General features: G+C 67.2%; 19 protein-coding genes. 6 read left to right on the top strand and 13 right to left on the bottom strand.

Translation table 11 applies throughout. The features are described 5' to 3' along the window. Positions 1-15 precede the first annotated feature (15 nt). Entirely contained in the window at positions 16-2,280 is a 2,265-nt protein-coding gene (locus XM50_RS12295; protein ID WP_046410012.1) for a beta-glucosidase, read from the top strand. Positions 2,281-2,327: 47 nt separating this feature from the next. On the opposite strand, the gene XM50_RS12290 is transcribed toward XM50_RS12295, so the two are convergent. The 8 genes from XM50_RS12290 to XM50_RS12255 form a co-directional block, all read right to left on the bottom strand. Beyond that, on the bottom strand, positions 2,328-2,711 hold the full coding sequence (locus XM50_RS12290) for a VOC family protein (protein WP_046409852.1): 384 nt from the start codon (positions 2,709-2,711) through the stop codon (positions 2,328-2,330). Between the two features lie 77 nt (positions 2,712-2,788). Further along, positions 2,789-3,895: an S-(hydroxymethyl)glutathione dehydrogenase/class III alcohol dehydrogenase gene (locus tag XM50_RS12285; RefSeq protein WP_046409850.1), complete on the bottom strand. Its 1,107-nt coding sequence runs from the start codon at positions 3,893-3,895 to the stop codon at positions 2,789-2,791. An 84-nt stretch (positions 3,896-3,979) separates the two neighbouring features. After that, positions 3,980-5,005 (bottom strand): sensor histidine kinase, encoded by a 1,026-nt coding sequence (locus XM50_RS12280; RefSeq protein WP_046409848.1) that lies wholly within the window; start codon positions 5,003-5,005, stop codon positions 3,980-3,982. Then, on the bottom strand, positions 5,005-5,448 hold the full coding sequence (locus tag XM50_RS12275; RefSeq protein WP_046409846.1) for a response regulator: 444 nt from the start codon (positions 5,446-5,448) through the stop codon (positions 5,005-5,007). Before XM50_RS12275 ends, XM50_RS12280 begins: the two co-directional genes overlap by 1 nt. Continuing rightward, a complete protein-coding gene (locus XM50_RS12270; RefSeq protein WP_046409844.1) occupies positions 5,445-6,956 on the bottom strand; it encodes a sensor histidine kinase in 1,512 nt (503 codons plus the stop codon). The genes XM50_RS12275 and XM50_RS12270 overlap by 4 nt, the downstream gene beginning before the upstream one ends. Before the next feature lie 58 nt (positions 6,957-7,014). Next, complete coding sequence (locus XM50_RS12265) at positions 7,015-7,773, bottom strand: exonuclease domain-containing protein (RefSeq protein ID WP_046409843.1); 759 nt, start codon at positions 7,771-7,773, stop codon at positions 7,015-7,017. 116 nt (positions 7,774-7,889) lie between these two features. Further along, on the bottom strand, positions 7,890-9,257 hold the full coding sequence (pgmG, locus tag XM50_RS12260) for a phosphoglucomutase/phosphomannomutase PgmG (RefSeq protein ID WP_046409841.1): 1,368 nt from the start codon (positions 9,255-9,257) through the stop codon (positions 7,890-7,892). Between the two features lie 180 nt (positions 9,258-9,437). Next, positions 9,438-10,151, bottom strand: a complete 714-nt coding sequence (locus tag XM50_RS12255) for a c-type cytochrome (RefSeq protein WP_046409839.1) — start codon at positions 10,149-10,151, stop codon at positions 9,438-9,440. A gap of 100 nt (positions 10,152-10,251) precedes the next feature. Here XM50_RS12255 and XM50_RS12250 point away from each other — a divergent pair, with 100 nt between their 5' ends. Beyond that, positions 10,252-11,142: a prephenate dehydratase gene (locus XM50_RS12250; RefSeq protein WP_046409837.1), complete on the top strand. Its 891-nt coding sequence runs from the start codon at positions 10,252-10,254 to the stop codon at positions 11,140-11,142. A gap of 66 nt (positions 11,143-11,208) precedes the next feature. Beyond that, positions 11,209-13,320: a S9 family peptidase gene (locus XM50_RS12245; protein ID WP_082103052.1), complete on the top strand. Its 2,112-nt coding sequence runs from the start codon at positions 11,209-11,211 to the stop codon at positions 13,318-13,320. A 58-nt stretch (positions 13,321-13,378) separates the two neighbouring features. On the opposite strand, the gene nudC is transcribed toward XM50_RS12245, so the two are convergent. From nudC to XM50_RS12230, 3 genes are read right to left on the bottom strand one after another with little or no spacing between them, the layout of a single operon-like run. Next, entirely contained in the window at positions 13,379-14,233 is an 855-nt protein-coding gene (gene nudC, locus XM50_RS12240) for an NAD(+) diphosphatase (protein WP_046409833.1), read from the bottom strand. Positions 14,234-14,247: 14 nt separating this feature from the next. After that, a complete protein-coding gene (locus XM50_RS12235) occupies positions 14,248-15,603 on the bottom strand; it encodes a serine hydrolase domain-containing protein (RefSeq protein WP_046409832.1) in 1,356 nt (451 codons plus the stop codon). Next, a complete protein-coding gene (locus XM50_RS12230; RefSeq protein ID WP_046409830.1) occupies positions 15,603-16,640 on the bottom strand; it encodes an A/G-specific adenine glycosylase in 1,038 nt (345 codons plus the stop codon). The genes XM50_RS12235 and XM50_RS12230 overlap by 1 nt, the downstream gene beginning before the upstream one ends. 26 nt (positions 16,641-16,666) lie before the next feature. Between XM50_RS12230 and XM50_RS12225 the strand changes: the two genes are divergently transcribed. Genes XM50_RS12225 through XM50_RS12215 form a run of 3 tightly spaced genes read left to right on the top strand, consistent with a single transcriptional unit; the run spans position 16,667 to position 18,630 of the window. After that, on the top strand, positions 16,667-17,179 hold the full coding sequence (locus XM50_RS12225) for a DUF721 domain-containing protein (RefSeq protein WP_231621964.1): 513 nt from the start codon (positions 16,667-16,669) through the stop codon (positions 17,177-17,179). Further along, positions 17,176-17,847, top strand: coding sequence for a DsbA family protein (locus XM50_RS12220; RefSeq protein WP_046409827.1), 672 nt, complete (start codon positions 17,176-17,178; stop codon positions 17,845-17,847). The genes XM50_RS12225 and XM50_RS12220 overlap by 4 nt, the downstream gene beginning before the upstream one ends. Positions 17,848-17,886: 39 nt before the next feature. After that, positions 17,887-18,630, top strand: coding sequence for a thioredoxin domain-containing protein (locus tag XM50_RS12215; protein WP_046409825.1), 744 nt, complete (start codon positions 17,887-17,889; stop codon positions 18,628-18,630). Positions 18,631-18,672: 42 nt separating this feature from the next. Here the strand turns inward: XM50_RS12215 and dapF are convergent, their stop codons facing one another. Both dapF and XM50_RS12205 read right to left on the bottom strand, forming a co-directional pair. Beyond that, positions 18,673-19,596, bottom strand: a complete 924-nt coding sequence (gene dapF / locus XM50_RS12210) for a diaminopimelate epimerase (RefSeq protein ID WP_046409823.1) — start codon at positions 19,594-19,596, stop codon at positions 18,673-18,675. Between the two features lie 77 nt (positions 19,597-19,673). Then, entirely contained in the window at positions 19,674-20,135 is a 462-nt protein-coding gene (locus tag XM50_RS12205) for a DUF6456 domain-containing protein (protein ID WP_046409821.1), read from the bottom strand. Positions 20,136-20,234: the final 99 nt, after the last annotated feature.

Genomic DNA, 20,234 nt, shown 5'->3' with positions numbered 1-20,234 from the left:
CAGGGGGATATCGACATGTTCAGGAACAAGCGTACTTGGCTCGGCGCCTCCGCTATCGTGATGCTGGCTCTTCAGCCGCTTGCCGCGCAGAGCGGAACGCCCAGGGCGGGCAGTGCGCGATCCACGAGCACTGCCGATGCGCGGCAGCGAGCGCAGTCGATCGTTGATCGCATGACGCTCGATGAGAAGATCCAGCTGCTGCACAGCCTGTTCCCGCCGATGGCCGGGGGCAAGACCACCAACGAACTGATCCCGTCAGCCGGCCATATCGATGGCATTCCGCGCCTCGGCGTGCCGCTGGTTCGTGGAAGCGATGCGTCGCTCGGCGTCGCCAATCAGGTCGAACAGCGCAAGGGCGATGTCGCCACCGCCCTTCCCTCCGCACTCGCCACCGCCGCCAGCTTTTCAACCGATATTGCGCGGGCGGGCGGCGCGATGATCGGCGCCGAGGCGCGGGCGAAGCGGTTCAACGTCCTTCTCGCCGGTGGCGTCAATTTGACGCGCGATCCGTGGAGCGGCCGGAACTTCGAATATCTCGGTGAGGACCCCCTCGTGTCGGGCCTGCTGGGCGGCGCGCATATTGCTGGCGTCCAGTCGAACAAGATCGTGTCGACGGTGAAGCATTTCGCGCTCAACTCGCAGGAAACCGGGCGCATGATCCTCGACGCGCGGATCGCGGAGGCCCCGCTGCGCATGAGCGACCTCCTCGCCTTCCAGATCGCCATCGAACAGGGCAAGCCGGGCTCCGTCATGTGCGCCTATAACAAGGTCAATGGCGACTGGGCGTGCGAGAACGACTTCCTGCTCAACAAGGTGCTGAAGCAGGACTGGGGCTATCGTGGCTGGGTGATGAGCGACTGGGGCGGCGTACACTCGACCGTGAAGGCGGCCAACGCCGGCCTCGACCAGCAATCGGGCCAGGAACTCGACAAGGCGATCTTCTTCGGGGAGCCGCTGAAGGAAGCGGTGCAGGAGAACGCCGTGTCGCAGGCGCGCGTCGACGACATGGTCGTCCGGTACCTGACCGGCCTGATCGAAACCGGCACCTATGATGCACCGATGCCTGCGACCGCACAGACGCCGCCGTACAGCCGCAACGCGGACGTGGCGCAGCGCACTGCCGAGGCGGGGATCGTCCTGCTGAAGAACGACCGCGACGTCCTGCCGATTGCCCGGACTGCGAAGAAAATCGTCGTCATCGGCGGGGCGGCTGATCTCGGCGTCCTGTCGGGCGGGGGGTCCAGTCAGGTGCGCTCCGTCGGCGGTGCACCGATCGAAATCCCGCTATCCGAAGGACCTGCTTCGTCGTTCGTCCGCATCACCTACCATGCGTCCTCACCGCTGGCGGCGCTGCGCAAGGCGCTGCCGGGGGCGCAGATCTCGTTCCTCGACGGCCGTAACCACAATGCCAACATTGCTGCGGCAAAGCAGGCCGACCTCGCCATCGTGTTCGCCACCCAATGGACAACCGAGGCGGAGGACGTGCCCAACATCAAGCTGCCCGACAATCAGGACGCGCTGATCGCCACCGTTGCCGACGCGAACCCGAACACGGTGGTGGTGCTCGAAACAGGCGGCCCGGTGCTGATGCCGTGGATCGACAAGGTGCCCGCCGTCGTCGAGGCCTGGTACCCGGGCCAGCGCGGCGGCGAGGCGATTGCTGCCATCCTGACGGGAGCCGTTAACCCGTCCGGGCGCCTGCCCATCACCTTCCCGGACTCGATCGGCCAGCCGCCGCGGCCCGCGCCGGTGGGCCTCGACATGTTCAATGCGGCGGAGCTTGCCGCCGCGGCCAATTCAGCAGCGACGCCGGTGCCGGCGCCAAAGAGCTTCCCGGTCGATTATCAGGAAGGCGCAGACGTCGGCTACCGCTGGTACGAGAAGAAGGGATTGAAGCCGCTCTTCCCGTTCGGACACGGGCTCAGCTACACCAGCTTTGCCTATCGCAACCCGGTGGTCAGCGGTGGTGACACGTTGCGCGTGACCGTCGACGTCGTGAACACCGGCAAGCACGCCGGCGCCGACGTGCCGCAACTGTACGTCGCGCGCGAAGGTGCGGGGCCGATGCGCCTCGCCGCGTTCCAGCGGGTCGAGCTGAAGCCTGGTGAGATGCGTCGAGTCACCCTGACGGCGGAGCCGCGCGTGGTGGCCGATTATGACACCAAGTTGCCGGGCTGGCGCATCGCTGCCGGCACCTATCGCGTGGCGATCGCACGCGACGCGACCGATCGCACGCTGGTCCGCACCACCACGCTGAACGCCCGTACGATGCGGCCCTGATCAGCTGCCCTCCCTCTCCCCGCGGCGCGGGGAGAGGGAAGTAGCGATTATCCCGCCATGCGGTGCATCGCACACAGCTTGTTGCCGTCCGGATCGCGCAGATAGGCAAGGTAGAGGTTGGCAAAGCCACCCTCGCGAACGCCGGGTGCGTCCTCGATCGCGGTGCCACCATTTTCGACACCCGCCTGGTGCCATGCGTTCGCCTGCTCCGGCGATTCCATCGCGAACCCGATCGTGCCGCCATTGGCGTGCGTCGCGGGCTGCCCATCGATCGGCTTGGTGACCAGGAACAGGCCGCCATTGTGCATGTAGATCAGGCGGCCCTTGTCGTCCTGCATCGCCGGCTTGCCGCCGACCGCGCCGAACAGCGCGTCATAGAATTTTTTCGACCGATCAATGTCGTTCGATCCCACCATCATGTGGCTGTACATTCACCCTCTCCCCTAGAACGCCGGTCATGCGCCGGCACGAACCCCATAGTCCGCGCCGGCGCCAGCGTCATCCCGGCTCAGTAAACCACGACGCTGCGGATGCTCTCGCCCGCATGCATCAGGTCGAAGCCCTTGTTGATCTCGTCCAGCGTCAGGCGGTGCGTGATCATCGGATCGATCTCGATCAGGCCATTCATATACCAGTCGACGATCTTCGGCACGTCGGTACGGCCGCGTGCGCCGCCGAATGCCGTGCCCTTCCAGACGCGTCCGGTGACAAGCTGGAACGGCCGCGTCGCGATCTCCTTACCGGCCTCGGCGACGCCGATGATGATCGATTCGCCCCAGCCGCGGTGCGCCGCCTCCAGCGCCTGGCGCATCACCACCGTGTTGCCGGTGCAGTCGAACGTATAGTCGCCGCCACCATCGGTCATGGCGATCAGGTGCTGGACGATATCGCCGACGTCCTTCGGGTTCACGAAGTCGGTCATGCCGAACTTGCGGCCCCATTCCTCACGATCGGGGTTGATGTCGACGCCGACGATACGCGCGGCGCCAGCGAATTTCGCACCCTGGATCACGTTGAGGCCGATGCCGCCCAGGCCGAATACGATCACCGTCGCGCCCGGCTCCACCTTCGCGGTGTTCACCACCGCGCCAACGCCGGTAGTGACGCCGCAACCGATGTAGCAGCTGGTGTCGAACGGCGCATCGGGACGGATCTTGGCGACCGCAATTTCCGGCAGGACGGTGAAGTTCGAGAAGGTCGAGCACCCCATGTAATGGAAGATCTGCTGGCCCTTGTAGCTGAAGCGGCTGGTACCGTCGGGCATCAGCCCCTTGCCCTGCGTTGCGCGGATCGCGGTGCACAGGTTGGTCTTCTGGCTGAGGCACGACTTACACTGGCGGCATTCCGGCGTGTACAGCGGGATGACGTGATCGTCGGGCGCGACGCTGGTGACGCCGGGGCCGACCTCGCGCACGATGCCGCAGCCCTCGTGGCCGAGGATCGAGGGGAAGATGCCCTCACTGTCCAGGCCGTCCAGTGTATAGGCGTCGGTATGGCAGATGCCGGTCGCCATGATCTCGACCAGGACTTCGCCGGCCTTGGGCCCTTCGAGATCGAGCTCGACGATCTCCAGCGGTTTCTTCGCCTCGAACGCGACGGCGGCACGGGTCTTCATGGAGCGCTCCTTTGCTGATGCGCCGCCCTTTAGAGAAAAGCCCTAGCCCCCGTCACCCCGCGACAGCCGCAATCCAATGTACGATCAGGCGAGCGCCGCGCGAAGGACGGCGCGGGTGCCGCGATGGGCGACGTCATATTCCACCGTCGTCTGCAGGCTCTGCGCCATCGCGCGGATCAGCTTGGTGCCAACGCCCGTGCCGCCCGGCGAAATCCCGCCCGACATGCCGACGCCGTCATCCTCCACCGCCAGCAGAAATACGTCGTCGCCGTCACGATGGAGCGCCACGCGCACCTCGCCGCTGCCGCTGGGATAGGCATATTTGCAGGCGTTGCTGACCAATTCGGTCACGATCACACCGAGCGATACCGCGCGATCGGTGGGCAGCTGGATCGGATCAGCGACGAGGCGCAGCGCGCGCGGCTGTTCCGCGGTTGACCAGGTCTGGCCCAGTTCGTCGACCAGCGCGCCGAGATATTCGCGCATGTCGACATGCTCGACATCGCCGCCGGTATAGAGGCGTCGGTGGACCTGGGCGATCGCGCTGATTCGCCGCTGCGTGTCTTCGAGGGCCGCGCGGGCGGCCGGATCGGAGAGCGCGCCGGCCTGCAACCGGACCATGGCGGAGACCAGCTGGAGAGAATTGGCCACGCGGTGATTGACCTCGGCCAGCAACGCCTCGAGCCGGCGATTGGACAGGCGCAGCTCCTCTTCGGCCGCCGCCTTCTGCCGTTCGAGCTGCGCGCGGGCGACCACCGCCTTGAACGACGCGTCGAGCAGATCGAAGAAATCGTCGCCGACCGACTTCACGACATATTCCGACGCGCCGGCGCGCAGCGCGGCGACGGCAACGCGCTGTTCCTCCGAGCCGGTCACATAGACGACGCTGGGCGGGTCGGGCAGCTCGCGCAGACGGGCGAGCGTTTCCAGCCCGTCGATGCCGGGCATGTAGTGATCGACGGCGACGAGATTGAACTTCTGCTCGGCCGCCAGCCGGACGCCGAGCTCGCCGCCATCGGCGGTCGTCACGTCCCATCCACGACGCGCAAGGGCACGCGACGCCAGCCGCCGAATGCCCTCGTCATCGTCGATGTAGAGAATCCGGTTCATCAGTCGGCGACGTCGGGAACCTGGATCACCGACAGGAACAGGCCGAGCTGACGGATCGCCTGCGCGAAGCTCTCATAGTTCACCGGCTTGGTGATATAGACGTTCGCGCCCAGGTCGTAGCAGCGCTGGATCTCGCGGCTGTCGTCCGTGGTGGTCAGCACCACCACCGGCGTGCGCTTCACCGGGCCGTCGGAGCCCTTGATCTTCGCCAGGATGTCCGTCCCGCTCATGTCGGGCAGGTTGAGATCGAGCAGCACCAGCGCCGGGCCGTTCCGCATCGGCCCCTCGGGCGAGTTGAACAGATAGTCGAGCGCCGACGTGCCATCGAGGAAATGCTTGATGTCATTGAGGATGCCGGCACGACGGATGTTCTTTTCGATCAGCCGGGCGTGACCCTCATCGTCCTCGATCATCACGATGCTGACGGATTGATGTGCGTTCATGGTTTTTCCTGCAGGGTCAGCGTCTTTGGAAGCGATACGCGGAAGGTGGCCCCTTCGCCAAGCGCGGACCGCAAGGTGATCGTGCCGCCCAGGCGATAGGCCAGGGCGCGGACATGTGCCAGACCAATGCCCTCGCCGGGCTGATCCTGGGTGCCGGAGCGCCGGAAGAGATCGAACACGCGTTCATGGTCGCGCGGGTCGATGCCGCGGCCATTGTCCGCGACCTCGATCCAGATCCGGTCGCCAACCGTCCCGCCGCTGACGTCGACCTCAACGGGTCGATCGGGGCTGCGGTACTTCACGGCGTTTTCGATCAGGTTGGACAGGATCTGCTCCACCGCCACCCGGTCGCAGACGATGCTGGGCAAGGTGCCGCGGATCGTCAGCGTCGCACCGGTTTCATCCAGCTTGTGCGCCATCGAATCGCGGATGCTGTCCACCAGCCGCGTCAGATCGAGCGGCTCGGGCGCGAGAACGCGGCGCCCCTGACGCGACAGCGCGAGGATCGCATTGATCAGGCGATCCATCTTCTGCGTCGAGGTGCGGATGAAGTTGATCGATTCCGGCAGATCCTCGCGCGCGGCGAGCCTTGCGTCCTCGGTCAGAAGCTCGGGCGCCTCGGCCTCCACGCTGTCGACCAACGCGCCCAGCGCAGTGGTGGCCGCCTCCAGCTCCGAGGTGAAGCCCATGACGTTGACCAACGGCGAGCGCAGGTCGTGGCTGACGATATAGGCGAACCGCTGAATCTCGTCGTTCGCGCGCGAAAGGTCCGCCGTGCGATCGACCACGATCGCCTCCAGGCTTTCGTTCAGCTGCTGAAGCTGTTCGCGCGACTGCGTCAGATCACTGGTATAGCGGACGACGACCAGCAGCGAGGCGATTGCCACGGCGAGCAACAGCAACCCGGCGACGGTGAGCACCGAGTAGAACAGGTTGATGCCGCGTTCCTGCTGGCGATCGCGCTCAATCAGCAGGACGCGTTCCTCCTTCGACATGGTGTCGAAGATGTCGCGGATTTCGCGCAGCCGTGCCGCGCCCATCTCCTCGCGGAATTCCGCGTTCGCCTGCGCGACCTCGCCATTGGCGACCAGATCGACCGAGCGTGCGCGCAGATCGAGCAGCTGCGACAACTCGCCTTCCAGGCGCGTGATGTTCGCCTGCTGTTTGGGATTGTCATAGGTCAACTGGCGCAGCCGCTTCGCGGATCTCGGCAGCGCATTGGCAGCCTCGCGATAGGCCTGCAGGAAGCCGGGGGTCTCGGGCGCCAGGATATAGCCGCGACGGGTGGTTTCCCCCTGCTCGATCAGCCGCCGCATGTCAGCGATCGCCAGTTCCACCTCATAGGTGTGCGACACGGCCGCGCTGTGCCGGGAGAATTCGCGCGTCATCCAGGCGGCGGCAATGCCCGCGGCGATCAGCGCAACGAAGCCCACCGCCATGAAGGCGATGAGCACGCGTCCGATCCGCCCTTCGCCAACGGCGAAGCCTTGCCCCTTTTCCGCTACCATCGTTGATGCGTCTAGGGACGTGCCGCCAGGAACACCAGAGCCGCTGCCCTATGATGGATCAAAGAAGGAGGTCCTGCGCGCTCATCCGACCGACCATCCCGCCGCCCCGGCGCCGCGCCAGTTCGGTTTCCGCGGTGAAGCGGACATCGGGATCGCGATCGGTGAGGAACTTCACGAGGCTTTCCTCCTCGATCTCGTTCCACGGCTTGCCGCGATCGGCACCGAAGCGAACGCGCGGCAGGAGCGCGGGGATGCTCGACCATTCGATCAGCTGGGCAACGCTCGCCTCGTTCAGCTGATCGCGCAGATGATGGGCGGTGACATAGGCGTCGGGAAAGGCACGGTGCGCCGGCAGCCCGCGTTCATGCTCCAGCCCGTCGGGCTTGCGCCAATAGCGCAGCACCTGGTTGGAGAAACTGGGGCTGTCGGGCCACAGACGCAGCGCGCATTTCCAGGTGCAGATCCATTGTGCGCCGTGAGTCATCGCCGGGGTGCAGAATTGCTGTTCGAAATCCGCCCGGTGCGCCGCCAGCGCGACGCGCCGGGGATAGGGATCAAGCACCGCGCGCGCGACATCGTGCCACCAGGGCGCGTCGGCGACATCCTCGTCACGGATATGGTGGATCGCCTGGGTGATCGGGGGCATCGAGCGGCCCGGATTGACCAGCCGGCTGCCGCCCTCCCCGTACAATTCCCAGCGGCCGTCGGCGCCCAGCGCGACATCCTGCCAGCCGATCTCGCACACGCCATGGGTGGGTGGGGCGTTGCCGGTGGTCTCCAGGTCGATGACGCGAATGATGCTGGGTTGCTGACGCATGGACCCCATGTGGAGATTGCGAGGGTTCCTGTCATCACCTGCGTGTCAGCCGCGCCGACGCCGGGCCGGGCGGCGCGCCCTGCGGCGTCACGCTGTGAGGCGGTGCGGGGCTGAACTCAGGCGCGCGACACGCCGCTTTGCGCCAGTTGCGCGTCGATCGCCGCGATCAGTCGGCCGAGCGCCTCCTCGTCGCGTGCCTCGGCCCGCGCGGTCAGCATCGCCTGGGTGTTGGAGGCACGCAGCAGCCACCATCCGTCCGGCGTCGTCACGCGTGCGCCATCGGTGCGGTCGACCTGCGCGCCTGCGGCGGCGAGCCGGGCAAGTACCTCCTCGACGACCGCCTCGCGGCGATCCTCCGCCACCGGGAAGCGCAGTTCCGGGGTGGAGACAAGATCGGGCAAGGCATCGCGCATCGCACTGAGCGACACGCCGCTTTCGGCGACGGCGCCGATCAGCGCGACTGCCGCGTAGAGCGCATCGTCATGCCCGCCCAGTTCGGCGAAGAAGATATGCCCGCTCATCTCCCCGGCGAGCGGGGCGCCGACCTCATGCATCATGGTCTTGATGTTGCTGTGGCCGCTTTTCCACATCACCGGCCGGCCACCGAGTTCGGCAATCCGGTCGAACACCGTCGCACTGGCCTTTACATCGGCGACGATCGGCGCGCCGGGCGCGGTGCGCAGTACCGATTCCGCCAGGATCGACAGCAATTGGTCGCCCGCGATCACCCGCCCGTGCCCGTCCACCACGCCGATGCGATCACCGTCGCCATCAAAGGCGAGGCCGACGTCGAGGCCCTTGTCCGCCACCAGCGCGCGCAGGGCGGCGAGGTTTTCCTCCTCCGTCGGGTCGGGATGATGATGGGGGAAGCGGCCATCGACGGCGGTGAACAGCAGATGATGCTCGCCCGGCAGTGCCGCCGTCAGCCGCTCGATCGCCGGCCCGGCCGCGCCATTGCCCGCGTCCCAGCCGATGCGGAACGACGGCAGGTCGCGGCCGCGGGCCAGCAGGATCGCGACATAATCGTCCAGCACGTCGGCCTCATCGACCGTGCCGCTGCCGCTCGCCAAGTCACCCTCCGCCGACAGAAGCGCCAGCGCCTCGATATCGCGGCCGAAAAAGGGGCGATGGCCGAGGACCATCTTGAAACCATTGTCGTCGCCGGGATTGTGGCTGCCCGTCACCTGAATGCCGCCGTCGACCGCGGCGTGACGCTCTGCATGATAGAGCATCGGTGACGGGCCGATGCCGATGCGCAGCACATGGATGCCGCTTTGCGTCAGGCCACGGACCAGGGCCTCCTCGAGCATGGGGGAGGACAATCGGCCGTCGCGCCCGACCGCGATGCGGGTGCCGCCGCGCTGGGCGACGATCGTTCCGAACGCCCGGCCGATCGCGGCTGCATCGTCGGCGCCGAGATTGCGGCCGACCGTGCCCCGGATGTCATATTCCCGCAGGATGGAGGGGCACAGGCGATGGTTCATCGCGCCAGCCTAGAGAGGGGCGACCCGGACCGCCATGGCCCGTCGCCACGGACGGTCCCAAGATTGGGCACGTTCCGGCGCGCCGACGTCAAGGCGCGCCACATGGGGGCCGGGCGGGCGGGCATTTCGCTATGCCGCCCGGCGGGGGTGTCCGGCGCGACCTGCACGCCGGCCCTTCCCTTATCGGCCGGTCTGCTTCTGCGCAGCCGGATCGACCGACGGCGCGCCGCTTGCCGGCGTCGCGGCATTGGCGATGTCACCGGTTTCGCCGCGCACGTCGGTGGCGACCGCGTCGACCGCATTGGCCGCTTCCGGCGCAGCGCCCTCGACCGCATTGCCGCCGTCGGTGGCCGGTGCCTCACCCGCCGCCGGTGCTGCCGGCAGCGGCAGGTTCGAGCCCTGCTGGTTCATGTACAGGATCAGATTGGCGCGATCCTGCGGGTTCGACAGGCCGGCAAAGGTCATCTTGGTGCCCGGCGCGAACTTACGCGGGCTGGTGAGCCACGCGTTCATCTTGTCGAAATCCCAATTGCCGCCGACCTTCTTCAGCGCATCGGTGAAGGCAAAGCCGCCGCGGCCATGCGCGACCGGATCGCCCATGATGGCGTACAGGTTCGGCCCGATGCCGTTGGCGCCACCCTGATTGATGGTGTGGCAGGCAGCGCACTTCTTGAAAACGTCGGCGCCCTTGGCGGCATCCGCGCTCGCCAGCAGGGTCGCAATCGGAACCTCGGCCGCGCCGCCGCCGCCAGCCTCCTCGGCTGCTTCGATCGGGTAGCCCTGCTTCTCCACTTCGCCCGAATGGAAGATCATGCCACCGGCGATCGACAGCCCCAGCGCGGCGCCACAGGCAGCAAGAACCCAGCCTGCAATCGTGTTGGTGCGATCATCCATTGTCTAAGGTCACCCCTCCAAAGTCGTGCGTCCATAGAAAAGCCCTTGGCGAACGGCAAGCGCTTGAGACGAACAAGATCGTCGCTTAGCGGTCAGAACGATGGAAAACTTCGCAGCGCCAGCCCGTCCGATCGTCGCCAGCATGATCGCGGCCGCCGAAAACGCGCCCGAACGAACGGTGGCTTTTCAGGGAGCTCCGGGCGCAAACAGCCATGTCGCGGTGCGCGAAGCCTTTCCCGACGCGCTGCCGCTGCCGTGCTTTTCGTTCGAGGATGCGATCGACGCGGTGAAGCGCGGGATCGCCGATCGCGCGATGATCCCGATCGAGAATTCGCTGCACGGGCGCGTCGCGGACATCCACTTCCTGCTGCCCGAATCCGGGCTGGTCATCACTGGCGAGCATTTCCTGCCGATTCGCCACGCGCTGATGGGGGTGGGCGAGCGGGCCGATGTGCGCGAGGCGATGAGCCATCCGCAGGCGCTGGGGCAATGCCGCCACTGGCTGAAGGCGCATGATATCCGCCCCGTGGCCTATCCGGATACGGCGGGCGCCGCCGCCGAGGTGGCGGAGCGCAACGTGCCGTCGATCGCCGCGCTCGCCCCGCCCGCGGCCGCCGACATCTACGGGCTGAACCTCCTCGCCACCGACATTGCCGACGCGGATCACAACATGACCCGTTTCGTGGTGCTGGCGCGTGGCGGCAAGCCGCCGGTCGGCGACGGGCCGTGGATGACGACGTTCATCTTCGAGGTGAAGAACGTGCCTGCCGCGCTCTACAAGGCGCTGGGCGGCTTTGCCACCAACGGCGTCAACATGACCAAGCTGGAAAGCTACCAGCGCGGCGGGACCTTTGCCGCGTCGGATTTCTACGCCGATGTGGAAGGGAAGCCCGGTGACCTGAACTTCGACCGCGCGATGGAGGAACTGGGCTTCCACACCAAATGGATGCGCGTGCTGGGCACCTATCGGCAGGCGCGCAAGCGCGGCTGAGCCGGGCGGCTTGCGTCCTGCCGCGCCTGTCGTATCACAAGCAACGACATGGCGTGGGGGTTGATGATGCGGAAGATGTTGCTTGCTGGCGTGGCCTTCACTGTGGCGGCCAGCGCCGCTGCGCAGATGCCGGCCCCGCCGCGGCCGGCGAAGAAGCCGCATCAGGTCACCTCGCCCAATGGCACGCGGACCGACGAATATTACTGGCTGCGCGACGACACCCGGAAGAACCCGGAAATGCTCGCCTATCTGAACGCGGAAAACGGCTACACCGATGCCGCGCTCGCGTCGCTGAAGCCGCTGCAGGACCGGTTGTACCAGGAGACGGTCAGCCACATCAAACAGGACGACAGCAGCGTCCCCTATCGCAAGAACGGCTATTGGTATCAGACGCGGTTCGAGACCGGTGCCAATTACCCGATCATCGAGCGCCGCAAGGGCGAGAAGACGGCGCCGGCCGAGATCCTGTTCGACCAGCCGGCGATGGCGAAGGACCGCAGCTTCTTCGCGCTGAGCGACTGGCAGGTCAGCCCGGACAATCGCCTGGTCGCCTATGCCGAAGATACCGTCGGCCGCCGTCAGTACACGCTGAAGGTGAAGGACCTCGCCACCGGGCAATTGCTCAGCGACACGATCACCAACGCGGAGCCCAACATCGTCTGGGCCGGTGACAATCGCACGATCCTGTATGTCGCCAAGGATCCGACCACGCTGCGCGGCTACAAGGTGATGGCGCACGTTCTGGGCACGCCGGTGGCGCAGGACAGACTGCTCTATGAGGAGAAGGACGACACGTTCCAGATGGGCATCGGCCGCACCACGGACGATCGCTTCATCTGCGTCTTCGTCCAGTCGACCGTCAGCAACGAGCAGCGTTGCGCGCCCGCTGCGACCGCGCCGGCCAGCTTCCAGACGATCGCGCCGCGCAAACGCGATCTGCGCTATTCGGCCGATCACATGGACGGCCGCTGGATCATCCGCACCAACCTCAATCACAAAAATTATACGCTGATGACGGTGGCGGACGATGCGGTCGCCGGCGGAACGGCGGCGTGGAAGGCGCTGACGCCGGCCAGCGACACCGTCTTCATCGAGGATTTCAAGCCGTTCGCCGGCTTCATCGCGATCGACCAGCGCGAGGGCGGGAACCGCATGATCCGCCTGCTCGATGCCGCGGGCACGTCCATCCCGGTCAAGGCGGACGAACCAGCCTATCGCATGACGCTGGACGTCAATGAGGAGCCGGACACGCCGTGGGTGCGCTACACCTACGGATCGCTCGTCACACCGACGACCACCTATGAGGTGAATGCGAAGACGGGCGAGCGCCGCGTGCTGAAGGTAGCGCCCGTTCCCGGCTATGATCCGGCCAATTATGTCACCGAGCGGGTCTGGGCGACGGCGCGGGACGGCACCAAGATCCCGGTCAGCCTGGTGTACAAGAAGGGCGTGAAGCGCGACGGCACCGCCCCGCTCTTCCAATATGCCTATGGCAGCTACGGATCCTCGACCGATCCGTCGGTCGATCCGGGCCGCATCGGCCTGCTCGATCGCGGTGTCGTCTATGCCATCGCGCACATCCGCGGCGGGCAGGAAATGGGCCGCCAATGGTATGACGACGGCCATCTGCTGAAGAAAAAGAACAGCTTCACCGACTTCATCGACGTGACGCGCCATCTCGTCGCGCAGAAATATGCCGCCAAGGACCGTGTCGCGGCGATGGGTGGTTCGGCCGGCGGCCTGCTGATGGGCGCGGTCGCGAACATGGCGCCCGAGGATTACAAGGTGATCGTCGCTCAGGTGCCGTTCGTCGACGTGGTGACGACGATGCTCGACGCCTCGATCCCGCTCACCACCTTCGAATATGACGAATGGGGCAATCCGGCGCAGAAGCAATATTACGATTATATGCTGAGCTATTCGCCCTATGATCAGATGGCGGCGAAGAATTATCCGTCGATGTACGTCGGCACCGGCCTGTGGGACAGCCAGGTGCAATATTACGAGCCGGCCAAATGGGTCGCCCGCCTGCGCGAGAAGAAGACCGACAGCAATCCGTTGCTGTTCCGCGTCAACATGGAGGCGGGCCACGGCGGCAAGTCCGGCCGCTTCGAACGCTATCGCCAGAACGCCGAATGGGGCGCGTTCGTGCTGCAGCAGCTGGGCGCCGCGGAATAACGGCGCCGTTCCTGCCATCATCCCGGGCCAGCCCCGGGGTGATGGCCGGGCATCATCCCTACGCTGCCCAGCGGGTCAGCAGCGTATGGGCGATGGCGTAGTTCGGCGGCGCCACGAACGGTCCGTCGCCGGCAAGCGCGGCGCGCACCTCGTCACGGGTGAACCATCCCGCTGTTTCCAGCTCATTGTCGTCCAGCGTGATCGCGTCATCGTCGGCGATCCCGATGCAGGCGATCATCAGCTGTGAGGGGAAGGGCCAGGGCTGGCTGGCGACATAGCGCACGCCGGAGACGCTGACGCCGGCCTCCTCCTGAATCTCGCGCGCGACCGCTTCCTCGATCGATTCGCCCGGTTCGAGAAAGCCCGCCAGCGCCGAATAGCGCCCTGCCGGCCAGCTCGGCTGGCGGCCCAGCAGCGCCCGGCCGTCATGTTCGGCGATCATGATCACCACCGGGTCTACGCGCGGGAAATGCTCGGTCGCGCAATTGCCGCACTTGCGCCCCCAGCCGGCGCGGAAGGATTCGGTCAGTGTGCCGCAGTTCGCGCAGAAGCGATGCCGCGCGTTCCAGTCGAGCACCGAACGCGCCATGGCATAGGTCGCCGCCTCACCCGCCTCCAGCTGGTCCAGCGCCCGGAACAGCGCGGGCGAGCGGAGCGGTGGCGCTGGCACCCCTTCGGGCGCGGCGGCGAAGCGCGGCCGTCCCTCGTCGAAGCCGAGAAGCACGATATGGGCGTCGTCGGGCGCCTCGGTCACCATCGTCCAGCCGAGGCGGCCATCCTCGGTGATCTCCGGGTCGTAACCATCGAGCTTCAGCAGCCGCGCGCGCCAGTCGCCCATCGCGGCGGCGAATGCCTCGGCGTCGTTGCGATGGTCGGCGACTCGGCTCAGCGTGCCGCCGGTAAAGCCCGGCATTGCCTGTGCCCCGCTCACTTCGCGCGCATCCGCATCGTGTCGCGGGCAAGCGCCGCAGGGATGCTCTGCCGCAGGCCCCATTTCTCGGCCGGAAAATATTGCACCATCACCGTGCCGCGCATCTTTCGCGCGGGATCAACCCAGGCGATCGTCCCCGCCGCGCCGCCCCAGCCGTACGTGCCCTTCGACGGTCCACCGTTGGGGGCATCCTCCAGATAGACCGATCCGCCCGCGCCGAACCCCATCTTGGCTGACATCGCGCCGCCAGTGCCGCCGCCGATGCCACCAAAGGCAACGCCCGGCGGCAACAGGTTGGACATCGCCAGCGCCGCCGTCTCCGGCTTCATCACCTGCTTGCCGTCCAGCGTCCCGCCGTTGCTCAGCATGTGGAGGAACCGGTCGTAGTCGCGCGCGCTCGAGACGAGGCCTGCGCCACCATAAGGGAAGCTCGGCGGCTGGAGGTAGACGGAGGTCGCTCCCGGGTCGATCGGGGTGCGATTGTCGCCCACGAACACGTAATTGGTCGACAGCCGCCCGGCCTCGCTCGCCGGCACGCTCCAATAGGTCGATGTCATGCCCAGCGGATCGAGCAGCCGTGTCTGGACGAACCGGTCGAACGGCATGCCGCTCGCCTTCTCGATCACCGCGCCCATCACGTCGAGGCCGATCGAATAGACCCATTTGGTGCCGGGCTCCGCGATCAGCGGCGTGCTGGCGACGCGGTTCGCGAACTCCGCCAGCGTGGCGGGGCGCGTCGTGCGTGCCTTTGCCTCCAGCTGCGTGTTCACCTGCGCCGGCAGGATGCCCAGCCGCTCATATTCCTTCAGCAGTGGCCCCTTGGCCGAGATGTTGTAGCCGAGGCCCGCCGTGTGGGTGAGGAGGTTGCGGATCAGGATCGGGTTCTTTGCCGGCACGCTGTCCAGCGACGTGTCGGGGCTGGTCAGCACCCGCATGTTGGCAAAGCCGGGAATGTATTTGCTGACCGGATCGTCGAGGCTGATCTTGCCGTCCTCCACCAGCAGCATCGCCGCGATGCCGGTGATCGGCTTGGTCATCGAATAGATGCGCCACAGGCTGTCCGGGCCGGCGGCGGGCGCATTGGCGCCGTCCGCGATCTTCCCGGCTGAGACGAACTGCGTGGGGAAATCACCAATGCCGAACGCGCCGACGATGCCGGGCATCTTGTTCGATTGGACCAGGCCATCGAACAGCGCCTGCGTTTCGGTCAGCAGCGGATTGCCGCGCTGTGCGCCGGTTGCGGGTGCGGGTTGCGGGCTGGGCTGCGGGGCAGGCTGGGCTTGCCGGGCGGAGCCGACTCCCGCCGCCAGCGCCACTGCCGCCACTGTACCGAACAGCCACTTGCCCCTCATCATTCCCTCCCTATCGCCGCCGCCGCTTTGGCGAACACCGTCGGCAATCCAGCGCCGGCGAGTTCATCCACCGGCCACCATTCGCCATCGGCCGACGCTGAATGCGCGTCCAGCCGCGCGACGGCAAGCGCGAGTTCCAATGTGAAGTGGGTGAATCCATGGGCGACACTTTGGTTCAGCATCAGCCAGTCGGCCGCTACGGGCGCACCGCTGAGCCCGGGCTGGCTGTCCTCCCACGGCCCGGTCGGCAGCGCGCGCATGCCGCCGAGCAGGCCCTTGGCCGGGCGGCGGACCAGCAGTACCTCGCGTGCGCCGTCGGCCTGCTCGCGCTCCAGCCAGAAGATCGTGCCGAACCGCGCCGGTCGCGGCTTCTTCGCCGGCTTCACCGGGTACGCTTCTTCCTCGCCCGCGGCATGCGCGGCGCAATCCCTCGCCAGCGGGCAGAGCAGGCACTTCGGGCGCGTGGGGGTGCAGATTGCCGAGCCGAGGTCCATCATGGCCTGCGCGAAATCGCCCGCGCGCCTGTCAGGCGTCACCGTATCCGCCGCGGCGCGCACGGCGGGCTTCCCGGCTGCCCGGAACAGCCGCGCCACCACCCGTTCGACATTGGCGTCCACCACGACCGCGCGGCGGCCAAAGGCGATCGCCGCCACCGCCGCCGCGGTATAATCGCCCAGCCCCGGCAGCGCGCGCAGCGCCTCCTCGGTATCGGGCAGCGCGCCGCCATGATCGGTCGCGATCGCGCGGGCCGCACGTACCAGGTTGCGGGCGCGGGCATAATAGCCGAGCCCTGCCCAGGCGGCCATCACCTCCGCCTCGTCGGCCGCGGCCAAGCTCGCCGCGTCGGGCCAGCGCGCCACCCACGCCTCGAATCGCGGACGCACCGTCGCCACCGTCGTCTGCTGCAGCATCACTTCGGACAGCCACACGCGATAAGGGTCGGGCCGCTCGCCCGGCGCCGCGCGCCACGGCAGCGTGCGGCGATGACGATCGTACCAATCGAGCAACTTGTCGGCGATCGAGCGCTTGGCGTCCACGTACCGGCTATGGCATGGGACGCGGGATGAGCAAGCGGGTCCGCGCCTCCGAAGCCGAACCGGCACGATCCAACCGTTCGCGCCAGGTTTCCGAACTGCTGCCCGCCGTCGGCGGCGCGGCGTTCCGTCGCTTCGGCTTCGTCCAGTCGTCGATCGTCACGCGGTGGCCGGAAATCGTCGGCGAGAAGCTGGCCGCGGCAAGCGCCCCCGAATCGATCAAATTCCCCGTCGGCAAGAAGCAGGACGGCACACTGACGCTGGTGGCGCGCAGCGCCCATGCGGTGATGATCCAGCACGTGACCCCCGAGATCATGGAGCGGGTGAACCTATTCTTCGGCTATCCCGCCGTTGCCAAGGTCGCGATCCGCCAGGGCGACGTGGCCGCCCGGCCGAAGCCGCGCGCGGTGCCCGAACCGCGGCCGGTGCCGGCGGAACTGGGCAACAGCCTGAAGACGATCGAAGATCCTGAATTGAAGGCCGTACTGGAGGCGCTTGCCGCCGGGATCGGCGCCACCAGTGGATTGCCCAGCATCAGATGAAGAAGCTTGCCCTGCTCGCCGCCATCGCCGTCACGGCGCCCCTGTCTGCCGCTACGCAGCGCCCCTGGGCCGATGTCGCCACCCCTGCACCGCAGGGAAGCTATGTCATCGGCAATCCCGCCGCGAAGGTGAAGCTGGTCGAATATGTCAGCTACACCTGCCCGCATTGCGGCCATTTCACCCGCGATTCGGCCAAGGTGCTGAAGGGGCAGATGATCGCGTCGGGCTCCACCAGCGTGGAGATCCGCAGTTCGGTGCATGATCGCTACGATCTGGTCGCCGCGACGCTGGCGCGCTGTTCCGGCCCCCGGCTGTTCCCCAAGATGCACGAGATGCTGTTCGACCGGCAGGAGGAATGGCTGAACAAGGCCGTCGCCTTCGATCCGGTCGGTGGGCAGAATCCGGCTGGCAACAACCAGGGCGAAAAGATGCGCACGCTGGCCAAGGGCGCCGGGCTGATCGACATCGCCAAGGCGGCCGGCATGACCGATCCTGCGATCAACGCCTGTTTCAGCAACGAGGCGAACGTCAACGCCACGCTGAAGGTGGCGCAGGCGATGCAGGGCAAGATCAAGGGCACGCCGACCTTTGAACTGAACGGCAAGCTGATCGAGAACGCCGATTGGGCGGCGCTCGAACCGATGCTGCGCAAAGCGGGCGCCAAGTGACGCCCGACACCCGAACCATCTGTTCAACGGAGTAAAAGCATGAACCTGCGTCTTGCCGCCACCGCGCCGATCATGGGCGCCATGCTGGCGCTGCTCGCTGCTTGTGGCGACGGCAACACCACCAACACCGCAGCGCCCAATTCGATCGCCGCCGCGCCGGCGCCGGCCGGGCAGGACTGGACCCAGACGGTGTCGAAGACGGCGGACGGCGGCTATGTGATGGGCAATCCCAACGCGCCGCTGAAGCTGGTCGAATATGGTTCGCGCACCTGCCCCACCTGCGGCAATTTCGGCCGGACCGCGACGCGCCCGCTGGAAGACAATTACATCAAGAGCGGCAAGGTTTCGTACGAGTTCCGCGACTTCCTGGTCCATGCGCCGGACCTTGGCGTCGCGCTGCTCGGCCAGTGCGCCGGCCCGGCACCGTTCTTCGGCATGCTGGAGCAGATGTTCGTCGACCAGGACCAGTTCCTGTCCAAGCTGGAAAGCGTGCCGCAGGACTTCCAGCAGCGCCTGCAGAGCATGACGCCGGCGCAGCAGGCAGCGGCCTGGGTCGAGCATCTCGGCTATCTCGATTTCGTGAAGCAGCGCGGGCTGACCGAGGCGCAGGCGCGCCAGTGCCTAGCCGACACCAAGGGGATCGAGGATCTGGCCAAGGTTTCCGAAGTCGCCATGCGTGACAAGCAGGTCACCGGCACGCCCACCTTCTTCCTGAACGGCGAGAAGATCGACGGCGCGTCCTGGCCGCAGGTCGAGCAGGCGCTGAAGGCCGCCGGCGCTTAACCCATCATCGCTCCCGCTGCCGCCCGCGGGGCGGCGGCGGGATCAGATGCGCGCCCAGGCGTCGATCTCGTCCGCCCGGCGCTCCGTGACGATCAGGTCGCGTGCGCGGCCGTCCTCTACCGTCACCGACCCCGACCATTCGAAGGTCGCATTGCCGCTGAGCGTGACCATGCCGTCCGCCGAGGCGGAGGCGCGGACCAGCCCGCCGCGGTTGCGCACGGTGATCGGCTGGTCGAACGGCAGCCGCCCGGTCAGCCCCGCGACGAAGATCGACGCGCCCATCGCGCTGCCGCAGGCGTTGGTGAGGCCGACGCCGCGTTCGAAGGTGCGGACGTAAACTTCTCGATCATTGCGCATGTGAACGAATGACACGTTCGCGCGGTTGGGGAGCCAGTCGGGCGCGGCCTCGCAGATCGCGCCGATACGGACCAGCTCCGCCTCGTCCACCTCGTCGACGAAGGCGATGAGGTGCGGATTGGGGATGGCGACCGCGGTGAACGCGAGCGTCGGGGACAGGCGCGCGATCGGGCGGTCGATGATCTGTTCCCCCTCGCCATGAAGCGGCCAATCCGCCACGGCGAGCGTCGCGGGGCCGGCGGTTTCGCGCACGGTATAGACGCCGGGCGCCAGATCGGCGTCGCGCGCGACCTCGGCCTCGCTGGTCTTCAGACGGACGGTCGCCGTATCCAGCCCAAGCGCTTCCAGCCCCGCACGCGCGACGCAGCGCAGGCCGTTGAGGCAGGTTTCGGGCTCCGACCCGTCAGCGTTGAAGATCCGCATGCCGAAGGCAGCCGCGCCGGCGCCGTCGGTCAGCAGGAGGATACCGTCGCCGCCGACCGGCCCCGCGCGATCGGCGAGCGCACGGGCGACATCCGCCCAGGCGGTGTCGGGGAGGTCCAAGCCACGCGCGTCGATCAACGCGAAATCGTTACCCGAGCCGTGGCATTTGATGATGTCGAAGCGCATGGCGGCGGCATATCGGCCGCCTGCTTCCGGTACGCAAGCAGCGGCGGGGGACACACCGCAGGTGCCGGGCGCTGCGACTATGGCAGCCGATAATGATCGGCGAGGCGATCGAGCGCCATGGTGAACACCAGCCGGCCCGAGCGCGCCGGCCAGCCGAGCGCCTTTTCGGCGACCGGCAGCCCCTCGCCTGCGCACACCACCCGCCACAGCACGTCGGAGAGGCCGCGTCCGACGCCGGCCATCGCCGCATCGAACCGCCCGCGCGCGGCGAGATGCGCGCTGGTCGGATCGAGGCCCGTCCCTGCCCCGCCATCGACGCGCGCGGACCAGCGCATGGTGACCGATGGCGCGATCGCAGCCCGCTCATAATCAGTGCGCAACCGCTCCCCCGCCTCCACCTGCCGCGCATCGACGAGGCCGCGCGCGCTGAGCCAGGACAGCGGCGATTCGGCGACATTGACGGTGACGCTTCGCCCGCCGCGGCGCCGCGCCAACAGCCGCCCGTCCGGCGCGATCCCGCGCTCCTCCAGCATCCGCATCGGCAATGTTCTCCTTGTGTTCCGCACAAGCTCCTGCCACGGGGCGGCGCCTGTAGGACAGCGGAGACGATCGGCGCACGCGCTATACGCCGGGAACGG

The sequence above is a fragment of the Sphingomonas sp. Ag1 genome (assembly GCF_000980895.1).
Classification (GTDB): domain Bacteria; phylum Pseudomonadota; class Alphaproteobacteria; order Sphingomonadales; family Sphingomonadaceae; genus Sphingomonas; species Sphingomonas panaciterrae.
Note: the sequence above shows the minus strand (reverse complement) of the source record. Positions and strands in the feature narration are given on the sequence as shown.

What these genes read in the sequence shown, in the direction of transcription:
- XM50_RS12295 (WP_046410012.1), top strand. Translation starts at nt 16, where the DNA reads ATGTTCAGGAACAAGCGTACTTGGCTCGGCGCCTCCGCTATCGTGATG.
- XM50_RS12290 (WP_046409852.1), bottom strand. Translation starts at nt 2,711, where the DNA reads ATGTACAGCCACATGATGGTGGGATCGAACGACATTGATCGGTCGAAA.
- XM50_RS12285 (WP_046409850.1), bottom strand. Translation starts at nt 3,895, where the DNA reads ATGAAGACCCGTGCCGCCGTCGCGTTCGAGGCGAAGAAACCGCTGGAG.
- XM50_RS12280 (WP_046409848.1), bottom strand. Translation starts at nt 5,005, where the DNA reads ATGAACCGGATTCTCTACATCGACGATGACGAGGGCATTCGGCGGCTG.
- XM50_RS12275 (WP_046409846.1), bottom strand. Translation starts at nt 5,448, where the DNA reads ATGAACGCACATCAATCCGTCAGCATCGTGATGATCGAGGACGATGAG.
- XM50_RS12270 (WP_046409844.1), bottom strand. Translation starts at nt 6,956, where the DNA reads ATGGTAGCGGAAAAGGGGCAAGGCTTCGCCGTTGGCGAAGGGCGGATC.
- XM50_RS12265 (WP_046409843.1), bottom strand. Translation starts at nt 7,773, where the DNA reads ATGCGTCAGCAACCCAGCATCATTCGCGTCATCGACCTGGAGACCACC.
- pgmG (WP_046409841.1), bottom strand. Translation starts at nt 9,257, where the DNA reads ATGAACCATCGCCTGTGCCCCTCCATCCTGCGGGAATATGACATCCGG.
- XM50_RS12255 (WP_046409839.1), bottom strand. Translation starts at nt 10,151, where the DNA reads ATGGATGATCGCACCAACACGATTGCAGGCTGGGTTCTTGCTGCCTGT.
- XM50_RS12250 (WP_046409837.1), top strand. Translation starts at nt 10,252, where the DNA reads ATGGAAAACTTCGCAGCGCCAGCCCGTCCGATCGTCGCCAGCATGATC.
- XM50_RS12245 (WP_082103052.1), top strand. Translation starts at nt 11,209, where the DNA reads ATGCGGAAGATGTTGCTTGCTGGCGTGGCCTTCACTGTGGCGGCCAGC.
- nudC (WP_046409833.1), bottom strand. Translation starts at nt 14,233, where the DNA reads ATGCCGGGCTTTACCGGCGGCACGCTGAGCCGAGTCGCCGACCATCGC.
- XM50_RS12235 (WP_046409832.1), bottom strand. Translation starts at nt 15,603, where the DNA reads ATGAGGGGCAAGTGGCTGTTCGGTACAGTGGCGGCAGTGGCGCTGGCG.
- XM50_RS12225 (WP_231621964.1), top strand. Translation starts at nt 16,667, where the DNA reads ATGAGCAAGCGGGTCCGCGCCTCCGAAGCCGAACCGGCACGATCCAAC.
- XM50_RS12220 (WP_046409827.1), top strand. Translation starts at nt 17,176, where the DNA reads ATGAAGAAGCTTGCCCTGCTCGCCGCCATCGCCGTCACGGCGCCCCTG.
- XM50_RS12215 (WP_046409825.1), top strand. Translation starts at nt 17,887, where the DNA reads ATGAACCTGCGTCTTGCCGCCACCGCGCCGATCATGGGCGCCATGCTG.
- dapF (WP_046409823.1), bottom strand. Translation starts at nt 19,596, where the DNA reads ATGCGCTTCGACATCATCAAATGCCACGGCTCGGGTAACGATTTCGCG.
- XM50_RS12205 (WP_046409821.1), bottom strand. Translation starts at nt 20,135, where the DNA reads ATGCGGATGCTGGAGGAGCGCGGGATCGCGCCGGACGGGCGGCTGTTG.